At 69.4% G+C, this 17,235-nt stretch carries 11 protein-coding genes; 10 read left to right on the top strand and 1 reads right to left on the bottom strand.

Features of this window, described 5'->3' with window-relative positions; genetic code table 11:
• Window positions 1–11 precede the first annotated feature (11 nt).
• The 7 genes from ACLJWH_RS09725 (at window position 12) to ACLJWH_RS09695 (ending at window position 10,754) form a co-directional block, all read left to right on the top strand.
• On the top strand, window positions 12–2,462 hold the full coding sequence (locus tag ACLJWH_RS09725; RefSeq protein WP_411141190.1) for an ABC transporter substrate-binding protein: 2,451 nt from the start codon (window positions 12–14) through the stop codon (window positions 2,460–2,462).
• Between the two features lie 231 nt (window positions 2,463–2,693).
• Window positions 2,694–4,565 (top strand): translational GTPase TypA, encoded by a 1,872-nt coding sequence (gene typA / locus ACLJWH_RS09720; protein WP_411141189.1) that lies wholly within the window; start codon window positions 2,694–2,696, stop codon window positions 4,563–4,565.
• 432 nt (window positions 4,566–4,997) lie between these two features.
• Window positions 4,998–6,626 (top strand): ABC transporter substrate-binding protein, encoded by a 1,629-nt coding sequence (locus tag ACLJWH_RS09715; protein ID WP_411141188.1) that lies wholly within the window; start codon window positions 4,998–5,000, stop codon window positions 6,624–6,626.
• A gap of 167 nt (window positions 6,627–6,793) precedes the next feature.
• Window positions 6,794–7,717 carry an ABC transporter permease gene (locus tag ACLJWH_RS09710; RefSeq protein WP_411141187.1) on the top strand — a complete coding sequence of 308 codons (924 nt, stop codon included), beginning with the start codon at window positions 6,794–6,796 and terminating at the stop codon, window positions 7,715–7,717.
• Window positions 7,710–8,654: an ABC transporter permease gene (locus tag ACLJWH_RS09705; RefSeq protein WP_411141186.1), complete on the top strand. Its 945-nt coding sequence runs from the start codon at window positions 7,710–7,712 to the stop codon at window positions 8,652–8,654. Before ACLJWH_RS09710 ends, ACLJWH_RS09705 begins: the two co-directional genes overlap by 8 nt.
• A gap of 11 nt (window positions 8,655–8,665) precedes the next feature.
• Window positions 8,666–9,703: an ABC transporter ATP-binding protein gene (locus tag ACLJWH_RS09700; RefSeq protein ID WP_411141185.1), complete on the top strand. Its 1,038-nt coding sequence runs from the start codon at window positions 8,666–8,668 to the stop codon at window positions 9,701–9,703.
• Window positions 9,696–10,754 (top strand): ABC transporter ATP-binding protein, encoded by a 1,059-nt coding sequence (locus ACLJWH_RS09695; RefSeq protein WP_411141184.1) that lies wholly within the window; start codon window positions 9,696–9,698, stop codon window positions 10,752–10,754. Before ACLJWH_RS09700 ends, ACLJWH_RS09695 begins: the two co-directional genes overlap by 8 nt.
• 118 nt (window positions 10,755–10,872) lie before the next feature.
• On the opposite strand, the gene ACLJWH_RS09690 is transcribed toward ACLJWH_RS09695, so the two are convergent.
• On the bottom strand, window positions 10,873–13,389 hold the full coding sequence (locus tag ACLJWH_RS09690) for an ATP-dependent Clp protease ATP-binding subunit (protein ID WP_411141182.1): 2,517 nt from the start codon (window positions 13,387–13,389) through the stop codon (window positions 10,873–10,875).
• 269 nt (window positions 13,390–13,658) lie between these two features.
• Here ACLJWH_RS09690 and ACLJWH_RS09685 point away from each other — a divergent pair, with 269 nt between their 5' ends.
• Genes ACLJWH_RS09685 through ACLJWH_RS09675 form a run of 3 tightly spaced genes read left to right on the top strand, consistent with a single transcriptional unit; the run spans window position 13,659 to window position 17,229 of the window.
• Window positions 13,659–15,284: an ABC transporter substrate-binding protein gene (locus tag ACLJWH_RS09685; RefSeq protein WP_411141181.1), complete on the top strand. Its 1,626-nt coding sequence runs from the start codon at window positions 13,659–13,661 to the stop codon at window positions 15,282–15,284.
• A gap of 51 nt (window positions 15,285–15,335) precedes the next feature.
• Window positions 15,336–16,259, top strand: coding sequence for an ABC transporter permease (locus ACLJWH_RS09680; protein ID WP_411141180.1), 924 nt, complete (start codon window positions 15,336–15,338; stop codon window positions 16,257–16,259).
• A complete protein-coding gene (locus ACLJWH_RS09675; RefSeq protein WP_411141179.1) occupies window positions 16,252–17,229 on the top strand; it encodes an ABC transporter permease in 978 nt (325 codons plus the stop codon). Before ACLJWH_RS09680 ends, ACLJWH_RS09675 begins: the two co-directional genes overlap by 8 nt.
• Window positions 17,230–17,235 lie beyond the last annotated feature (6 nt).

Below are 17,235 nucleotides of genomic sequence, written 5' to 3'. Positions count from 1 at the left end.
AGGTAACTGCCATGACCGACCACGTCAGACCAGGCCGCGCGGCCCGCCGCGGGCGCCGCGCCGCCGCGCTGATGGCGGCGGGGGTGCTGCTCCCGCTGCCGGCGCTGGCCGGCTGTGACCGCGACGACGCGGCGGAGGCCGTCGCGGCGTCCCAGGACATCGCCCCCGCCGCCCGCGCCCGGCTGAAGGACGGCGGCACGGTGCGCTGGGCCGTGGACGCGATGCCCGGCACCTTCAACGCCTTCCAGGCCGACGCGAACGGCGCCACCGCGCGGATCACCGGCGCCGTGCTGCCCACCCTGTTCACCGTCGACGGGCGCGGGGTGCCGCACCGCAACGCCGACTACCTCGACGCCGCGGACATCAGCGCGCGCGAGCCCAGACAGGTCGTCACGTACAAGATCAACCCCAGGGCGCGGTGGAGCGACGGGCGGGCGGTCGGCGCGGCGGACTTCCAGGCGCAGTGGGAGGCGCTGCGCGGTAAGGACAACGCCTACTGGACCGCCCGCAACGCCGGCTACGACCGGATCGACAAGGTCGAACAGGGCGCCGGCCCGCACGAGGTCAAGGTCACCTTCGGCCGGCCGTACGCCGACTGGCAGTCCCTGTTCACCCCGCTCTACTCCAAGAGCGTGATGGGCGACCCGAACGCCTTCAACGACGGCGCGCGCGAGCAACTGCCTGTCGTGGCGGGCCCGTTCGCGGTCCAGGAGCGGGACGCGGACGACGGGACCGTGACCCTCGTACGGAACCGGAAGTGGTGGGGCGCGCCCGCCCGGCTCGACCGGCTGGTGCTCACGGTGGTGCCGGGGGACAAACGGGCCGCGGCGCTGGCGGCCGGGGCCCTCGATGTGGCCGAGATCGACCACGCCGCCGCGCAGCGGGTCGCCGCGGCCAGAGGCCCCGCCTCCTCCCACGCCCCCAAGGACACGGCCGACGGCAACGCGGGCCCGCCGCCGGCCGGCCGGGACGACGCGCTCGCGGACGGCGCGGGATCCGCCGTGGCGCCCCGCGCGCCGGGCTCCGCCCAGGCGCGGGCCGATGTCCGGACGGCGGCGGACAGCGTGTCGCTGCGCGGTTACACCGTCCGCAAGGGCCTGGAGCCCGCCTACACCCAGCTCGCCCTCAACGGCGGCACCGGCCCGCTCGCCGACGCGCGGGTACGCCGCGCGGTGGCCCGCGCCATCAACCGGCAGCAGCTGGCCGACACCGTCCTCAAACCGCTCGACCTGCCCGCGAGGCCGCTCGGCAGCCATCTGCTGATGTCCGGGCAGCAGGGCTACCAGGACCACAGCGAGGTGCTCGGCGGCCAGGACACCCGGGCGGCCAGGGCGCTGCTCGCGGACGCCGGCTGGCGGGCCCCGGGCGACGGGCCCCAGCAGGCCGGGCAGCCGGCGGAGCTGCCGGCGCCCGGTGCCGCCTCCCCGGCCGAGCGGCACGGTTCGGCCGCGCCGCCGAAGGCCGGGGCGCCGGCACGGCACGCCCCGCCCGGCGGCCGTGTGGAGCGGGCCCGGCCGGTCGCCGCGGTGGCCCCGCTCTCCGCCGTGGGCGCGCTGGGCTCCGAGCTCCAGCAGGACGCCCTGCTGCGGCAGAGCGCCTCCTTCTACAAGGAGGCGGCCGCGGACCGGCTGGCGGCGGCCGGCGGTGACACCGGGGCGCCGGAGTACGCGGACGCCCAGCGGTACCGCAGGCGCGCGGCGCAGGCGCTCGGCGCCGCCGAGCTGCTGGAGACCGGGCAGGCCGCCGACGACGGGAAGGGCCGCGGCGCCCCGGAGGGCGGCCGGCCGGGAGCCCCGGCGGCGCTCCCGGCGGCCGACCCGCCGGACGCCGGGCAGGACGCCGGGCCGGACGCCGACGGCGACGTGTCCGACGACGCCGGGCAGCCGGCCGGCAAGAAGGGCGCGGGCGTCAGGGCCGGTGCGGTGCCCACCGTCAAGAAGGACGGCAAACCGCTCACCCTGCGCTTCGTCCTCCCCGACGGCCCGGGGGCCGAGCAGCTGCGCGCCGTCGGCGACCGGATCTCGGAGATGCTCGCCAGGATCGGCGTGCAGACCTCGGTCCAGGAGGTCGGCGACGCCGGCTATTTCCGGGACCACATCGCGTCCGGTGACTACGACCTGGCGCTGTACACCTGGCCCGGCACCGCCTACCCGGCCACCGACGCCCGGCCGATCTACGCCAAGCCGCAGCCGGCGGCCGACGGCTCGCTGACCGTCGAGCAGAACTACACCCGGGTCGGCACCGACCGCATCGACCAGCTCTTCGAACAGGCCGCCTCCGAGCTGGACGGGGACGCCGCGCACCGTCTGATGGCGCGGGCGGACTCCCGTATCTGGGCCGTCGCCGCATCGATTCCGCTCTATCAGCGGCCCGAGCTGGTCGCCACACGTAAATCGCTCGCCAACGTCGGCGCCTTCGGCTTCGCCACGCCGCGCTTCCAGGACATCGGCTACCGGAAGTAGCCGCGGTCCGGCCGGTGGGAGGGACAATTCGGTCCGGAAGGGATCCGGGGCGCGAAGCAGAGACGAACAACTGGTGAGAAATACCAGGTCACAGAGGGTGCGTACGGGCTGGGGCGGCCGATACCGCCGCAGCCCCGTACGATGGGATGAGGCCGTGGCGTCTTTATGCCCGGCGGGCGCGCGTACCGGACCGTACGCGCCGCCACCCACGATTCCGGGAGAAGCGCCGCAGTGCCCACGCGCCACGACATTCGTAACGTAGCCATCGTCGCCCACGTCGACCACGGAAAGACGACCCTCGTCGATGCCATGCTCAAGCAGGCGGGTGCCTTCGCCGCGCACGCGGCCGAGCATCTCGACGAGCGGATGATGGACTCGAACGACCTGGAGCGTGAGAAGGGCATCACGATCCTGGCGAAGAACACCGCCGTCAAGTACCACCCCAAGGACGGCGGGGACCCGATCACGATCAACATCATCGACACCCCCGGCCACGCCGACTTCGGCGGTGAGGTCGAGCGGGGTCTGTCGATGGTGGACGCGGTCGTCCTCCTCGTCGACGCCTCCGAGGGCCCGCTGCCGCAGACCCGCTTCGTGCTGCGCAAGGCGCTGTCCGCGCGGATGCCGGTCATCCTGTGCATCAACAAGACGGACCGCCCGGACTCCCGGATCGACGAGGTCGTCAACGAGACGTACGACCTCTTCCTGGACCTGGACGCGGACGAGGAGCAGATCGAGTTCCCGATCGTCTACGCCTGCGCCCGGGACGGCGTCGCCTCGCTGACCAAGCCGGAGGACGGCACCGTCCCGGCCGACAGCGAGAACCTGGAGCCGTTCTTCACCACCCTGCTGGGACACGTCCCGGCGCCCGAGTACGACGACGAGCTGCCGCTCCAGGCGCATGTCACCAACCTCGACGCGGACAACTTCCTCGGCCGTATCGCGCTGCTCCGCGTCGAGCAGGGCGAGCTGAAGAAGGGCCAGACCGTCGCGTGGATCAAGCGTGACGGCACGATGTCCAACGTCCGCATCACCGAGCTGATGATGACCGAGGCGCTCACCCGCAAGCCCGCCGAGAAGGCCGGCCCCGGTGACATCTGCGCGGTCGCCGGTATCCCGGAGATCATGATCGGCGAGACGCTGGCCGACCCGGAGAACCCGATCGCGCTGCCGCTGATCACGGTGGACGAGCCGGCGATCTCGATGACCATCGGCACCAACACCTCGCCGCTGGTCGGCAAGGGCGGCAAGGGCCACAAGGTCACCGCCCGCCAGGTCAAGGAGCGGCTGGACCGCGAGCTGATCGGTAACGTCTCGCTGCGCGTGCTGGACACCGAGCGCCCCGACGCCTGGGAGGTCCAGGGCCGTGGTGAGCTGGCGCTGGCGATCCTCGTCGAGACGATGCGCCGGGAAGGCTTCGAGCTGACCGTCGGCAAGCCCGAGGTCGTCACCAAGGAGGTCGACGGCAAGACGCACGAGCCGATCGAGCGCCTGACGATCGACTCCCCCGAGGAGCACCTCGGCGCGATCACGCAGCTGATGGCGACCCGCAAGGGCCGTATGGAGACGATGACCAACCACGGTTCCGGCTGGATCCGGATGGAGTGGATCGTCCCCTCGCGCGGTCTGATCGGCTTCCGTACGGAGTTCCTGACCCAGACCCGCGGTACGGGCATCGCGCACTCCCTCTTCGAGGGCCACGAGCCGTGGTTCGGCGAGCTGCGCACCCGGCACAACGGTTCGCTGGTCGCGGACCGCGCCGGTTCGGTCACGCCGTTCGCGATGATCAACCTCCAGGAGCGCGGCGTGATCTTCACGGAGCCGGGCACCGAGGTGTACGAGGGCATGATCATCGGTGAGAACTCGCGCATCGACGACATGGACGTGAACATCACCAAGGAGAAGAAGCTCACCAACATGCGTGCGGCTTCCGCGGACACCACCGAGAACGTGGTCCCGCCGCGCAAGCTCTCCCTGGAGCAGTCGCTGGAGTTCTGCCGCGACGACGAGTGCATCGAGGTCACCCCGGAGACCGTCCGCATCCGCAAGGTCGTCCTGGACCAGAAGGAGCGCGGCCGCACCGCGTCGCGCGCCAAGCGGTAACACCCCCGCGGGGGACAGCTGACAGAAGGGGCGCCCCGCCGGGCTTTCGATCCGGCGGGGCGCCCCTTTAGCGTGACGGCGGAAGGCTGTCAATGGCGCCTTGGTCTCGACCTGTTCGGTGGTTGTCCGTATTGCGAAACAAGATCATCCGCGCGCTGGGCCGGTAGTCCCGTTTCGTGTCCGTCTGGATGGTTTGGTTTGTCCGGATTCCGAACGGAAGATGGCGTAGATGTGACCTAATCGAGACCCCTTACGCGTGGCTTATGGCGCAGACGTGACTAAGACTGGGCTCTATTGAGCTCGGGTCAATGGGTCATGCGCCGTAAGAAGCGCCGACTCACGAGCATCGGGGGCTGGTTGGAGCTGTCAGGGGTGTCAGCCGCGACCGGTCCCTTTCCATGTGCAGTTATGGACTCATGAGGAGGCAGTCCCATGCGCGGTGCCAAGAGCGCCACCTGGGTCGCAGGAGCGATAGTCGTGGCCCTGGGGGCCACGGCCTGTGGCGGCGGCAGCAGCAGTACGAGCGCCGAGGCCGGTGTCATCCGGGCCAACTGGGGCGACCCGCAGAACCCGCTGGAGCCGGCGAACACCAACGAGGTGCTCGGCGGCAAGGTCCTGGACAACATCTTCAGCAAGCTGAAGAAGTACGACCCCAAGACCGGTGAGGCGAAGAACGACGTCGCCGAGTCGATCGAGACCAAGGACCAGCAGAACTTCACCATCAAGGTGAAGAAGGGCGAGAAGTTCTCCAACGGTGAGCCCGTCACCGCCCAGTCCTTCGTCGACGCCTGGAACTACGGTGCGCTGAGCACCAACACGCAGAAGAACTCGTACTTCTTCGCCGACATCGAGGGCTACGACAAGGTCGCCCCCGAAGAGGGCAAGCCGACCGCCAAGACCCTCTCCGGGCTGAAGGTCGTCGACGAGCACACCTTCACGGTCAAGCTCAACCAGAAGATCTCGACCTGGCCGGTCCGCCTGGGCTACGAGGCGTTCTCGCCGCTGCCCAAGGTGTTCTTCGAGAAGCACGACGAGTACCTCGCCAAGCCGGTCGGCAACGGCCCGTACGCGGTGGACTCGTACGACAAGGGCAAGCAGATGAAGCTTGTCCCGAACAAGAACTACACCGGCGAGGACAAGCCGCAGAACAAGGGCGTCCTGCTCAAGGTCTACACGGACTCCAACGCCGCGTACGCCGACCTCCAGTCCGGCAACCTCGACGTCGACGACGACATCCCCGCCGAGCAGATCAAGAACGCCAAGTCGGACCTGAAGGGGAACTACCTCTCGCAGCCGGCCGGCATCATGCAGGCGGTCACCTTCCCGCTCTACAAGGCGGAGTGGAACAAGGACGGTATGGAGAAGGTCCGCAAGGGCCTGTCCATGGCGATCGACCGCAAGAGCATCACCGACAAGGTCTACAACGGCACCCGCACCCCCGCCACCGACCTGACCTCGCCGGTGCTCGGTGACGCCAACGGATACAGCAAGGACATCTGCGGCGACACCTGCACCTACAACCCGACCGAGGCCAAGAAGCTCATCGCCGAGGGCGGTGGCATCCCCGGCGGGAAGATGACCATCTCCTACAACGCCGACAAGGACTCCCACAAGCAGTGGGTGGACGCGGTCTGCAACAGCATCAACAACGTCGTCGGCGACGACAAGGCGTGCGTGGGCAACCCGGTCGGCACCTTCGGTGACTTCCGCAACCAGATCACCAAGGGCGAGATGGCCATGCCGTTCCGCGCCGGCTGGCAGATGGACTACCCGCAGATTGAGAACTTCCTCACCCCGCTGTACGCCACGGGCGGCCCGTCCAACGACGCCAAGTTCAGCGACCCGAAGTTCGACGGGCTGCTCAAGCAGGCCGGCGCCGAGGCGGACACCAAGAAGGCGACCGACCTGTACAAGCAGGCCGAGAAGATCGTCCTCGACAAGGTCGTGAGCATCCCGCTCTGGTACCAGAACGGCACCGCCGGCTGGTCCGAGAAGGTCTCCGACGTGAAGCTCAACGCCTTCAGCTTCCCGGTCTTCACCGAGATCAAGGCCAAGGGCTGACCCGACGCAGCTGCCCCTGAGGCGGTCGGACCACCACCCGGCCGCCTCTTGAGCGGGGCGCACCACTCAACCGCTCACGGCGGCGGGGGCAACCGGAATCCCGGGAGCGGACCATGCGGTCCGACCGGTTCCGGCTGCCCCCGCGTCGGCGCTTTTCTGGAGGACACATGGGGCGCTACGTCGTACGACGACTGCTCCAGATGGTGCCCGTCTTCATCGGCACCACTTTTTTGATCTTCGTCATGGTCTACGCACTCGGCGATCCGGTCGCGGCCATGTTCGGAGACCGGACCCCGGACCCGGCCACCGCCGCGCAGATCCGGGAGTCCCTGCACCTGAACGACCCGCTGTGGAGCCAGTACCTCCAATACATGGCGGGCATCTTCCAGGGCGACTTCGGTACGTCCTTCAACGGCACCCCGGTGGCCGAACTGATGGGCTCGGCCTTCCCCAACACCGTCAAGCTGACCCTGGTGGCCTTCGCCATCGAGGTCGTGGTGGGTGTCGGGCTCGGTGTCGTCGCCGGTCTGCGCCGCGGCCGGTTCGTGGACACCGGCGTCCTGATCTTCACCCTGCTGGTGATCTCGATCCCGACGTTCGTCACCGGCTACCTGCTCCAGTACTTCGTCGGCGTGAAGCTCGGCTGGGCGTCACCGGCCGTCTCGGTCGACGTACGGCTCGACGAGCTGATCCTGCCCGGCATCGTGCTGGCCGGTGTCTCGCTGGCGTACGTGGCCCGGCTGACCCGGACCTCCATCGCCGAGAACATCCGCTCCGACTACATCCGCACGGCCACGGCCAAGGGCCTGCCGCGCCGCCGCGTCGTCGGCGTCCACCTGCTGCGCAACTCGCTGATCCCGGTGATCACCTTCCTCGGTACGGACATCGGCGCCCTGATGGGCGGCGCCATCGTCACCGAGCGGATCTTCAACATCCAGGGTGTCGGCTACCAGCTCTACCAGGGCATCCTGCGGCAGAACTCCCCGACGGTGGTGGGCTTCGTGACCATCCTCGTGGTCGTCTTCCTCGCCGCCAACCTGATCGTCGACCTGCTCTACGCGGTCCTGGACCCGAGGATCCGTTATGCCTGAGATGACCGAACCGGTCGCCGCGACCGCCCCCCAGGGCGCCGCCGGCACCGACCAGCAGCCGGGCCCGGCCAACGGCCCCGACAAGCAGGCCAAACCGCGCAGCCTGTGGGGCGACGCCTGGCGCGATCTGCGCCGCAACCCCATCTTCTACATCTCCGCGGTGCTGATCCTCTTCCTGATCGTCGTCTCCCTCTGGCCGAGCCTGCTGACCAGCACCAGCCCGTACGCCTGCGACCTCGCGCACTCCAAGCAGGGCCCGATCGCCGGCCACCCCTTCGGCTTCAACACCCAGGGCTGCGACGTCTACGCGCGTACCGTCTACGGCGCCCGCGCCTCGGTCACCGTCGGCATCTGCACCACCATCCTCGCCGCCGTCATCGGCTGCCTCTTCGGCGGACTGGCCGGATTCTTCGGCGGCTGGTGGGACTCGCTGCTCTCCCGGATCGGCGACATCTTCTTCGGTATCCCGATCCTGCTCGGCGGCATCGTCTTCCTCTCCGTCATCAAGGGCGGCTCGATCTTCACCGTCGTGCTGCTGATGGCGATCCTGGGCTGGCCGCAGATCGCCCGTATCGCCCGCAGCGCGGTGATCACCGCCAAGCAGCAGGACTACGTCCAGGCCGCCCGTGCCCTCGGCGCCGGTACGCCCCGGATGCTGCTGCGGCACATCGCGCCCAACGCGCTGGCGCCGGTGATCGTCGTCGCGACCATCGCGCTCGGTACGTACATCTCGCTGGAGGCGACGCTGTCGTTCCTCGGCGTCGGCCTCAAGCCGCCGACGGTCTCCTGGGGTATCGACATCTCCTCGGCCGCCACCGAGATCCGCAACGCGCCGCACATGCTGCTCTACCCGGCCGGTGCGCTGAGCCTGACGGTTCTGGCGTTCATCATGCTGGGCGACGCGGTGCGCGACGCCCTCGACCCCAAGCTGCGCTGAGGGAGGCGTACGTGACCAGCAACAGCAGAACCTCCGGCGGGCCCGCCCCGCGCCCCGCCGACGAGCACGGCGCCCCGCTGCTCGAAGTCCGCGATCTGCACGTCGAGTTCCACACCCGGGACGGCGTCGTCAAGGCCGTCAACGGCGTCAACTACAGCGTCGCGGCGGGCGAGACGCTCGCCGTGCTGGGCGAGTCCGGCTCCGGCAAGTCCGTCACGGCGCAGGCCGTGATGGGCATCCTCGACATGCCCCCGGCCAAGATCCCGCAGGGCGAGATCCTCTTCCGCGGCCAGGACATGCTGAAGATGTCCGGCGAAGCGCGCCGGAAGATCCGCGGCGCCAAGATCGCCATGATCTTCCAGGACGCGCTCTCCTCCCTGAACCCGGTGCTCTCCGTCGGCTACCAGCTCGGCGAGATGTTCCGCGTCCACCAGGGCCTGTCCAAGAAGGACGCCACCGCCAAGGCCATCGAGCTGATGGACCGGGTGAAGATCCCCGCCGCCAAGAACCGGGTGCACGACTTCCCGCACCAGTTCTCCGGCGGGATGCGCCAGCGCATCATGATCGCGATGGCGCTGGCCCTGGAGCCGGATCTGATCATCGCGGACGAGCCGACGACGGCCCTCGATGTGACCGTCCAGGCGCAGGTGATGGATCTGCTCGCCGAGCTCCAGCGGGAGTTCACCATGGGCCTGATCCTGATCACCCATGACCTCGGGGTGGTCGCGGACGTCGCCGACAAGATCGCGGTGATGTACGCGGGCCGGATCGTCGAGACCGCACCCGTGCACGAGCTCTACCGGGCGCCCGCGCACCCGTACACCCGTGGTCTGCTCGACTCCATCCCGCGCCTGGACCAGAAGGGCCAGGAGCTGTACGCGATCAAGGGTCTGCCGCCCAACCTCCTGAACATCCCGCAGGGCTGCGCCTTCAACCCGCGCTGCCCCAAGGCCCAGGACATCTGCCGTACCGAGCTGCCGCCGCTCGCCGAGGTGGCTCCCGGCCGGCAGAGCGCCTGCCACTTCTGGAAGGAGACGGTCAATGGCTGAACCGTCCCAGCGGGCCGCGGACGACCGCGAGCCGATCCTCCAGGTCCGCAACCTGGTCAAGCACTTCCCGCTCACCCAGGGCGTGCTCTTCAAGAAGCAGGTCGGCGCGGTCAAGGCCGTCGACGGCATCTCCTTCGATCTCTACCGGGGCGAAACCCTCGGCATCGTCGGCGAGTCCGGCTGCGGCAAGTCCACCGTCGCCAAGCTGCTGATGAATCTGGAGCGGGCCACCGCGGGCGAGGTCTTCTACAAGGGCCAGGACATCACCAAGCTGTCCGGCCGCGCGCTGAAGGCCGTCCGCCGCAACATCCAGATGGTCTTCCAGGACCCGTACACCTCGCTCAACCCCCGGATGACGGTCGGCGACATCATCGGCGAGCCCTTCGACATCCACCCCGAGGTGGCGCCCAAGGGCGACCGGCGCCGCAAGGTGCAGGACCTCCTCGACGTCGTCGGCCTCAACCCGGAGTACGTCAACCGCTATCCGCACCAGTTCTCCGGCGGCCAGCGCCAGCGCATCGGCATCGCCCGCGGCCTGGCACTCAACCCCGAGATCATCATCTGCGACGAGCCGGTCTCGGCCCTGGACGTCTCCGTCCAGGCGCAGGTCATCAACCTGATGGAGAAGCTCCAGGACGAGTTCACCCTCTCCTACCTCTTCATCGCGCACGACCTGTCGATCGTCCGGCACATCTCCGACCGGGTCGGGGTCATGTACCTCGGGCGGATGGCCGAGATCGGTACCGACGAGCAGATCTACGACCACCCGACCCACCCGTACACCCAGGCGCTGCTCTCCGCCGTCCCGGTCCCCGACCCGGAGGCCCGCGAGGGCCGCGAGCGGATCATCCTCACCGGTGACGTCCCCTCCCCGGCCAACCCGCCGTCGGGCTGCCGCTTCCGCACCCGCTGCTGGAAGGCCGAGGAGAAGTGCGCGACGGAGACTCCGCTGCTGGCGGTCCCGGAGCGGTTCCAGGGCACCTCCACCCCGGCCGCGCACGAGTCGGCCTGCCACTTCGCCGAGGTGAAGGACGTGGTGGGGGCGGCGTAGGAAGAGTGGCTACGGCGTACGCACCGTCGTAGCCGGCCGTCGCGCGGGCGCCCGGGACCCTGAGGTCCCGGGCGCCCGCGGGTGCGTTCCGGGCGGCGGTGCTCCCCGGGAGACGGGGTCAGCCCGCCGGCTCCGCCGCGTCGCCCGCGCTCTCCGCACCGGCCGCGCTCTCCGCACCGCCGGGGCCGTCCGAACCCTCCTTCGCGCCCAGCGTCAGCGTCAGTTCGCCGTCCTTGACGTCGGCGACGACCGTGTCGCCGGGGTTCAGCGTGCCGTCCAGCAGCATGTTCGACAGCCGGTTGTCGAGCTCGGTCTGGAGGGTGCGGCGCAGTGGCCGGGCCCCGAACTCGGGCCGGTAACCGCGGTTGGCCAGCCACTCCTTGGCGGTCTCGGTGACCTGGAGGCCGATGTGCTGGGCGTGCAGCCTGCGCCGGCTGCGGTCCAGCAGGAGGTCGACGATCCGCACCAGATCAGCCCGGGTCAGGGCGTGGAAGACGATGACCTCGTCGATGCGGTTGAGGAACTCGGGGCGGAAGTGCGCCTGCAACTCGGCCATCAGGTCTTCCCTGATCTCGTCGACCGCCCCGTGGTGGTCCAGGATCCGCTTCGAGGCGATGTTGCTGGTCATGATGACCACGGTGTGACGGAAGTCGACGGTGCGCCCCTGGGCGTCGGTGAGCCGCCCGTCGTCCAGGACCTGGAGCAGCAGATTGAAGACGTCCGGGTGAGCCTTCTCGACCTCGTCGAACAGCACCACGCTGTACGGCTTGCGGCGCACCGCCTCCGTCAGCTGTCCCGCCTCCTCGTAGCCGACGTAGCCGGGCGGCGAGCCGACGAGCCGGGAGACGGTGTGCTTCTCCTGGAACTCGCTCATATCGAAGCGGACCATCCGGTCCGGGTCCCCGAAGAGCAGCTCCGCGAGTGCCTTGGCGAGTTCCGTCTTGCCGACACCGGTGGGGCCGAGGAAGAGGAAACTGCCGGTGGGCCGGTCGGGGTCGCCCATCCCGGCCCGGCCGCGGCGCACGGCCTGGGACACGGCGGTGACCGCCTCGTCCTGGCCGACCACCCGCTTGTGCAGGGTCTCCTCCAGCTTCATCAGCCGGTGGCGTTCGGTCTCGGTGAGCTGCGAGAGCGGAATGCCGGTGCGTGCGGAGAGCACCTCGGCGATGTCCTCGGCGGTGACACTGCGCACCTGTTCCTGCTCCGTGCCGACCCCGGCGAGGTCCTCCGCCGCCTGCTGGATCTGCTCCTTGAGCTGACCGGCGCGCTCGTAGTCCTCGGTGCTGACGGCCTCGTCCTTCTCCCGGCGGAGCTTGGTGAGGCGCTCCTCCAGGTCCGTGGCCTCGGCGGGGCCGGCCAGACTGCGCAGCCCCACCCGGGCGCCGGCCTGGTCCATGAGATCGATGGCCTTGTCGGGCAGGAAGCGGTCGCTGACATAGCGGTCGGAGAGGGCGGCCGCGGCGTCCAGCGCCTCGTCGGTGAAACGCACCTGATGGTGTGCCTCGTAGGAGTCGCGCAGCCCGCTCAGGATCTCGACGGTCTCCTCGACGCTGGGCTCGGGCACCATCACCGGCTGGAAGCGGCGCTCCAGCGCGGCGTCCTTCTCGATGTGCTTGCGGTATTCGTCGATGGTGGTCGCGCCGACGACGCTGAGGTCGCCCCGGGCGAGTGCGGGCTTGAGGATGTTCCCGGCGTCCATGGCACCTTCGCCGCCGCTCCCGGCGCCGACGACCGTGTGCAGTTCGTCGATGAACAGAATGATGCCCTTGCGGGACTCGGTCACCTCGTCGATCACCTTTTTCAGCCGCTCCTCGAACTCCCCCCGGTACTTGGACCCCGCGACCAGACCGGCGAGGTCGAGGGCCACCACCCGTCGGTCCCGCAGGGCCTTGGGCACCTCCTCGGCGACGATCCGCTGGGCCAGCCCTTCGACGATGGCGGTCTTGCCGACGCCGGGATCCCCGATGAGCACCGGGTTGTTCTTCGACCGGCGGGAGAGCACCTCGATGGTCTGCTCGATCTCCGCCGCCCGGCCGACCACCGGATCGAGCTGTCCGCCGCGTGCCTCATCGGTGAGATCACGCCCGTACTCGTCGAGGGTCGGGGTGCTGCCGTGCCCGCCCGCCGCCGGCCCCGGCCCGCCCAGGGTGCCGGGGGCGGCTCCGTCGGTCCCCCTCGCCTGCGCGAGGGGGGACCGGGGGTCGTCCAGCAGTGCGGCGAGGATGTGCTCCGGACCGATGTACGAGGCACCCGCCGCCTGGGAGCGCGCATGGGCGGCGAGCAGCGCGCGTTTCGCGGCCGGGGTGAGCGCGGGCTCCCCGGTGCCGGTGCCCGCGGGCAGGGCCCGGCGCACCTCCCCGGCCAGTTGGTCCGGGTCCGCGCCGGCCTGCTCCAGCACCTGCCGCGCGACCGGTGACTGGGTGGCGGCCCACAGCAGATGTACGACATCGAGGTCGGACCCGTCCTCGGCGGCCCGGCTGCCGGCCGCCGCCAGCAGCTCCTGCGAGGAATCGCTGAGCAGCCGCCCGATGGGGACGCGCTGCACGGCCGGTGGCGAGGCCGCCGGGCTCGTACCGAAGAAGCGGTTGAAGAGATCGGAGAACGGGTCGCCGGACCCGAAGGGCGAGGTCGTCATGGGAACACCCATCCGGCGGGCGGGACGACAGCTGTGTGCCGCCCGCCGTAGTCGATTGCCCGTACCCGGCCATTGTTCGACGGGTGGCCCCGGTCTGCGACCGGAAGGGTGTACGGCGGCGCGGTCGCCGGTGGCGGCCGATCGGGCATCCGGGGGGTTTCTCCGGGGTCCGGAGCAGCGGCGGTCGCCGCTGAAGTGCGCGATGTCACCCTGTGCGTTCTGATATCGCCTAAGTGCAACCGCGGACCCGGACCTGAGGAGGCGCTGCCATGCGGAGAACCTCGCGCGCGAAGTGGGGCATCTGGGTGGCGGCGGGCGCCCTCGCGGCCACCGCCTGCGGCGGCGGGGGGACCAGCGGCTCGGACGGTGCCGGGATCGTCAGCGCCTCCTGGGGCGATCCGCAGAATCCGCTGGAGCCCGCCAACACCAATGAGGTCCAGGGCGGAAAGGTCCTGGAAATGCTCTTCCGGGGGCTCAGGCGGTACGACCCGAAAACCGGCGCCGCCGAGAATGTCCTCGCGGACCGGATCGATACGAAGGACTCGCAGCACTACACCGTGAAACTGAAGGACGGCTGGACCTTCAGCAACGGGGAGAAGGTCACCGCGAAATCGTTCGTGGACGCGTGGAACTACGGCGCGCTGCTGGACAACAAGCAGAAGAACGCGGCGTTCTTCCAGTACATCGACGGCTTCGACCAGGTGCACCCGGAGAGCGGCGCGGCGAAGGCGAAGACGCTGTCCGGGCTGACGGTGCAGGACGACCGGACCTTCACGGTGAAGCTCCACCAGAAGTTCTCCAGCTGGCCGGACACGCTCGGCTACTCGGCCTTCATGCCGCTGCCGCGGACGTTCTTCTCGGAGCATGCCGAATGGCTGAAGCAGCCGGTCGGCAACGGGCCGTACACCGTGGCGTCGTACACCAGGGGCTCCGTCCTGAAGATGCGCAAATGGAACGGGTACCCGGGGCCGGACAAGGCGCAGAACGGCGGCATCGACCTGCGGGTCTACACCGACAACAACACCGCCTACACCGATCTCCAGGCGGGCAATCTCGATCTCGTCGACGATGTGCCGGCCGCCCAGCTCAAGAATGTCAAGACCGACCTCGGAAAGCGCTATATCAACCAGCCCGCCGGGATCATCCAGACCCTCACCTTCCCGATGTACGACGCGGACTGGGGTGGCGCGGGCAAGGAGAAGGTGCGGCGCGGTATCTCGATGGCGATCGACCGCGCGCAGATCACCGACGAGATCTTCCAGAAGACGCGGACGCCTGCGACGGACTGGACCTCACCGGTGCTGAAGGCGGCGGGCGGCTACCAGGCGGGGCTCTGCGGTGACGCCTGCGCCTTCGACGCGGCCAAGGCCAAACAGCTGGTCGAGGAGGGCGGCGGGCTGCCCGGCGGGAAGATGACCATCAGCTACAACGCCGACACCGGGTCGCACAAGGACTGGGTGGACGCGGTCTGCAACAGCATCAACACCTCGCTGGACAACGACAAGGCGTGCGTCGGCGCCCCGGTCGGGACATTCGCGGACTTCCGCAACAGGATCAGCCGGAAGCAGATGTCCGGCCCGTTCCGCGCCGGCTGGCAGATGGACTACCCGCTGATCCAGAACTTCCTGCAACCGATGTACTACACCAACGCCTCCTCCAACGACGGAAAATTCAGCAACGCGGGCTTCGACAGACTCGTCAACGAGGCGAATGCCGCGACGGACAAGAGCGCGGCCATCGCGAAGTTCCAGGACGCCCAGAAGATACTCGCCGCGCAGATGCCGACCATTCCGCTCTGGTACCAGAACGGCAGCGGCGGCTATTCCGACCGGATCAGCAATGTGTCGCTGAACCCCTTCAGCGTGCCCGTCTACAGCGACATCAAGGTCAAGTGACGGCAGGGCCCACGGCGCCCCACCGACCGTTCCCCAGAACCCGGAGCAATCATGGGACGCTATGTGATCCGGCGGCTGCTCCAGATGATCCCGGTGTTCATCGGCAGCACGTTCCTGATCTTCCTCATGGTGTACGCGCTGGGCGATCCCGTGGCCGCGATGTTCGGCGACCGGGCCTCCGATCCCGCCACCGCCGCACAGATCCGCGCCGATCTCTATCTCGACCAGCCGCTGTGGAAACAGTATCCGCACTACATGGCGCAGATCTTCCAGGGGAATTTCGGCACCGCGTTCAACGGCCAGCCGGTCACCGAACTCATGGCGACGGCCTTTCCCGTCACCCTGCGGCTCACGCTCGTCGCCATCGTCATCGAAATGATCGTGGGCATCGTGCTGGGAGTCTTCAGCGGGCTGCGGCGGGGGCGGGGCATCGACACCACGGTCCTGGTGTTCACCCTGGTCGTGGTCTCCATCCCGACCTTCGTCAGCGGCTATGTGCTGCAATTCCTGTTCGGGGTGAAATGGCAATGGGCCACCCCCGCCGTCTCACCCGACGCCCCGGTGAACGAACTCCTGCTGCCGGGACTGGTGCTGGCGCTGGTCTCACTCGCGTATGTGACCCGGCTGACCCGGACCTCCATCGCGGAGAACGCCCGCGCCGACTACGTCCGCACCGCCGTGGCGAAAGGGCTGCCCCGGCGCCGGGTCGTCACCCGCCATCTGCTGCGCAATTCACTGATCCCGGTCGTCACCTTCATCGGTACCGATATCGGTGCGCTGATGGGCGGCGCGATCGTCACCGAGCGGATCTTCAATATCCACGGCGTCGGATTCCAGCTCTACCAGGGCATCCTCCGGCAGAACTCACCGACCGTCGTGGGCTTCGTGACGATCCTGGTGCTGGTCTTCCTCGCCGCGAACCTCCTCGTCGACCTCCTCTACGCCGTCCTCGACCCGAGGATCCGCTATGCCTGAGCCGTACGTCCCCCGAGAAGCCGTCACCCACGGCGACGGCGGCACCGCCGCACTGGCCATCGGCGAGGCGGAGTCGCTGGCGACGGCACCCGGCGCGGGGCCGCCCGGCGGCGCGCCCGGTGCCCGCGCCCGCAGCCTGTGGAGCGACGCCTGGCACGATCTGCGCCGCAATCCGGTCTTCGTGGTCTCCGCGCTGGTCATCGTCTTCCTGGTGATCATCGCGATCTGGCCGCAGCTGATCGCCGACGGCAACCCGTACCGCGCGGATCTGGCCAAGGCGCAGCAGGGCCCGGAGGCCGGCCACCCCTTCGGCTACGACACCCAGGGCCGGGACGTCTACACCCGGGTGATCTACGGCGCCCGCGCCTCCATCACCGTCGGCGTCTGCGCCACCGCGGGCGCCGCGCTGCTGGGCAGCCTGCTGGGCAGTGTCGCCGGATTCTTCGGGGGCTGGTGGGACGTGCTGCTCTCCCGGCTGGCCGACATCTTCTTCGGCATCCCGATCCTCCTCGGCGGCCTGGTCTTCCTCTCCGTCGTCACCAGCTCCACCGTCTGGCCGGTGATCGGCTTCATCGTGCTGCTGGGCTGGCCGCAGATCGCCCGGATCGCCCGCGGCTCCGTCGTCACCGCCAAGCAGAACGACTACGTCCAGGCCGCGCGGGCGCTGGGCGCGGGCAACGGGCGGATGCTGCTGCGGCATATCGCGCCGAACGCCGTCGCGCCGGTCATCGTCGTCGCCACCATCGCGCTGGGCACCTACATCGCGCTGGAGGCCACGCTCTCCTTCCTCGGCGCGGGCCTGAAACCGCCCACCGTCTCGTGGGGCATCGACATCTCCGCCGCGTCCACCTACGTCCGCAACTCCCCGCACATGCTGCTGTGGCCCGCGGGAGCCCTGAGCGTCACGGTGCTGGCGTTCATCATGCTGGGCGACGCGGTGCGCGACGCCCTCGACCCCAAGCTGCGCTGAGGAGCG

The organism is Streptomyces sp. x-80, assembly GCF_046549095.1.
In the GTDB taxonomy this organism is placed as follows: domain Bacteria; phylum Actinomycetota; class Actinomycetes; order Streptomycetales; family Streptomycetaceae; genus Streptomyces; species Streptomyces celluloflavus.
This window is presented reverse-complemented; position numbering and strand designations above follow the sequence as displayed.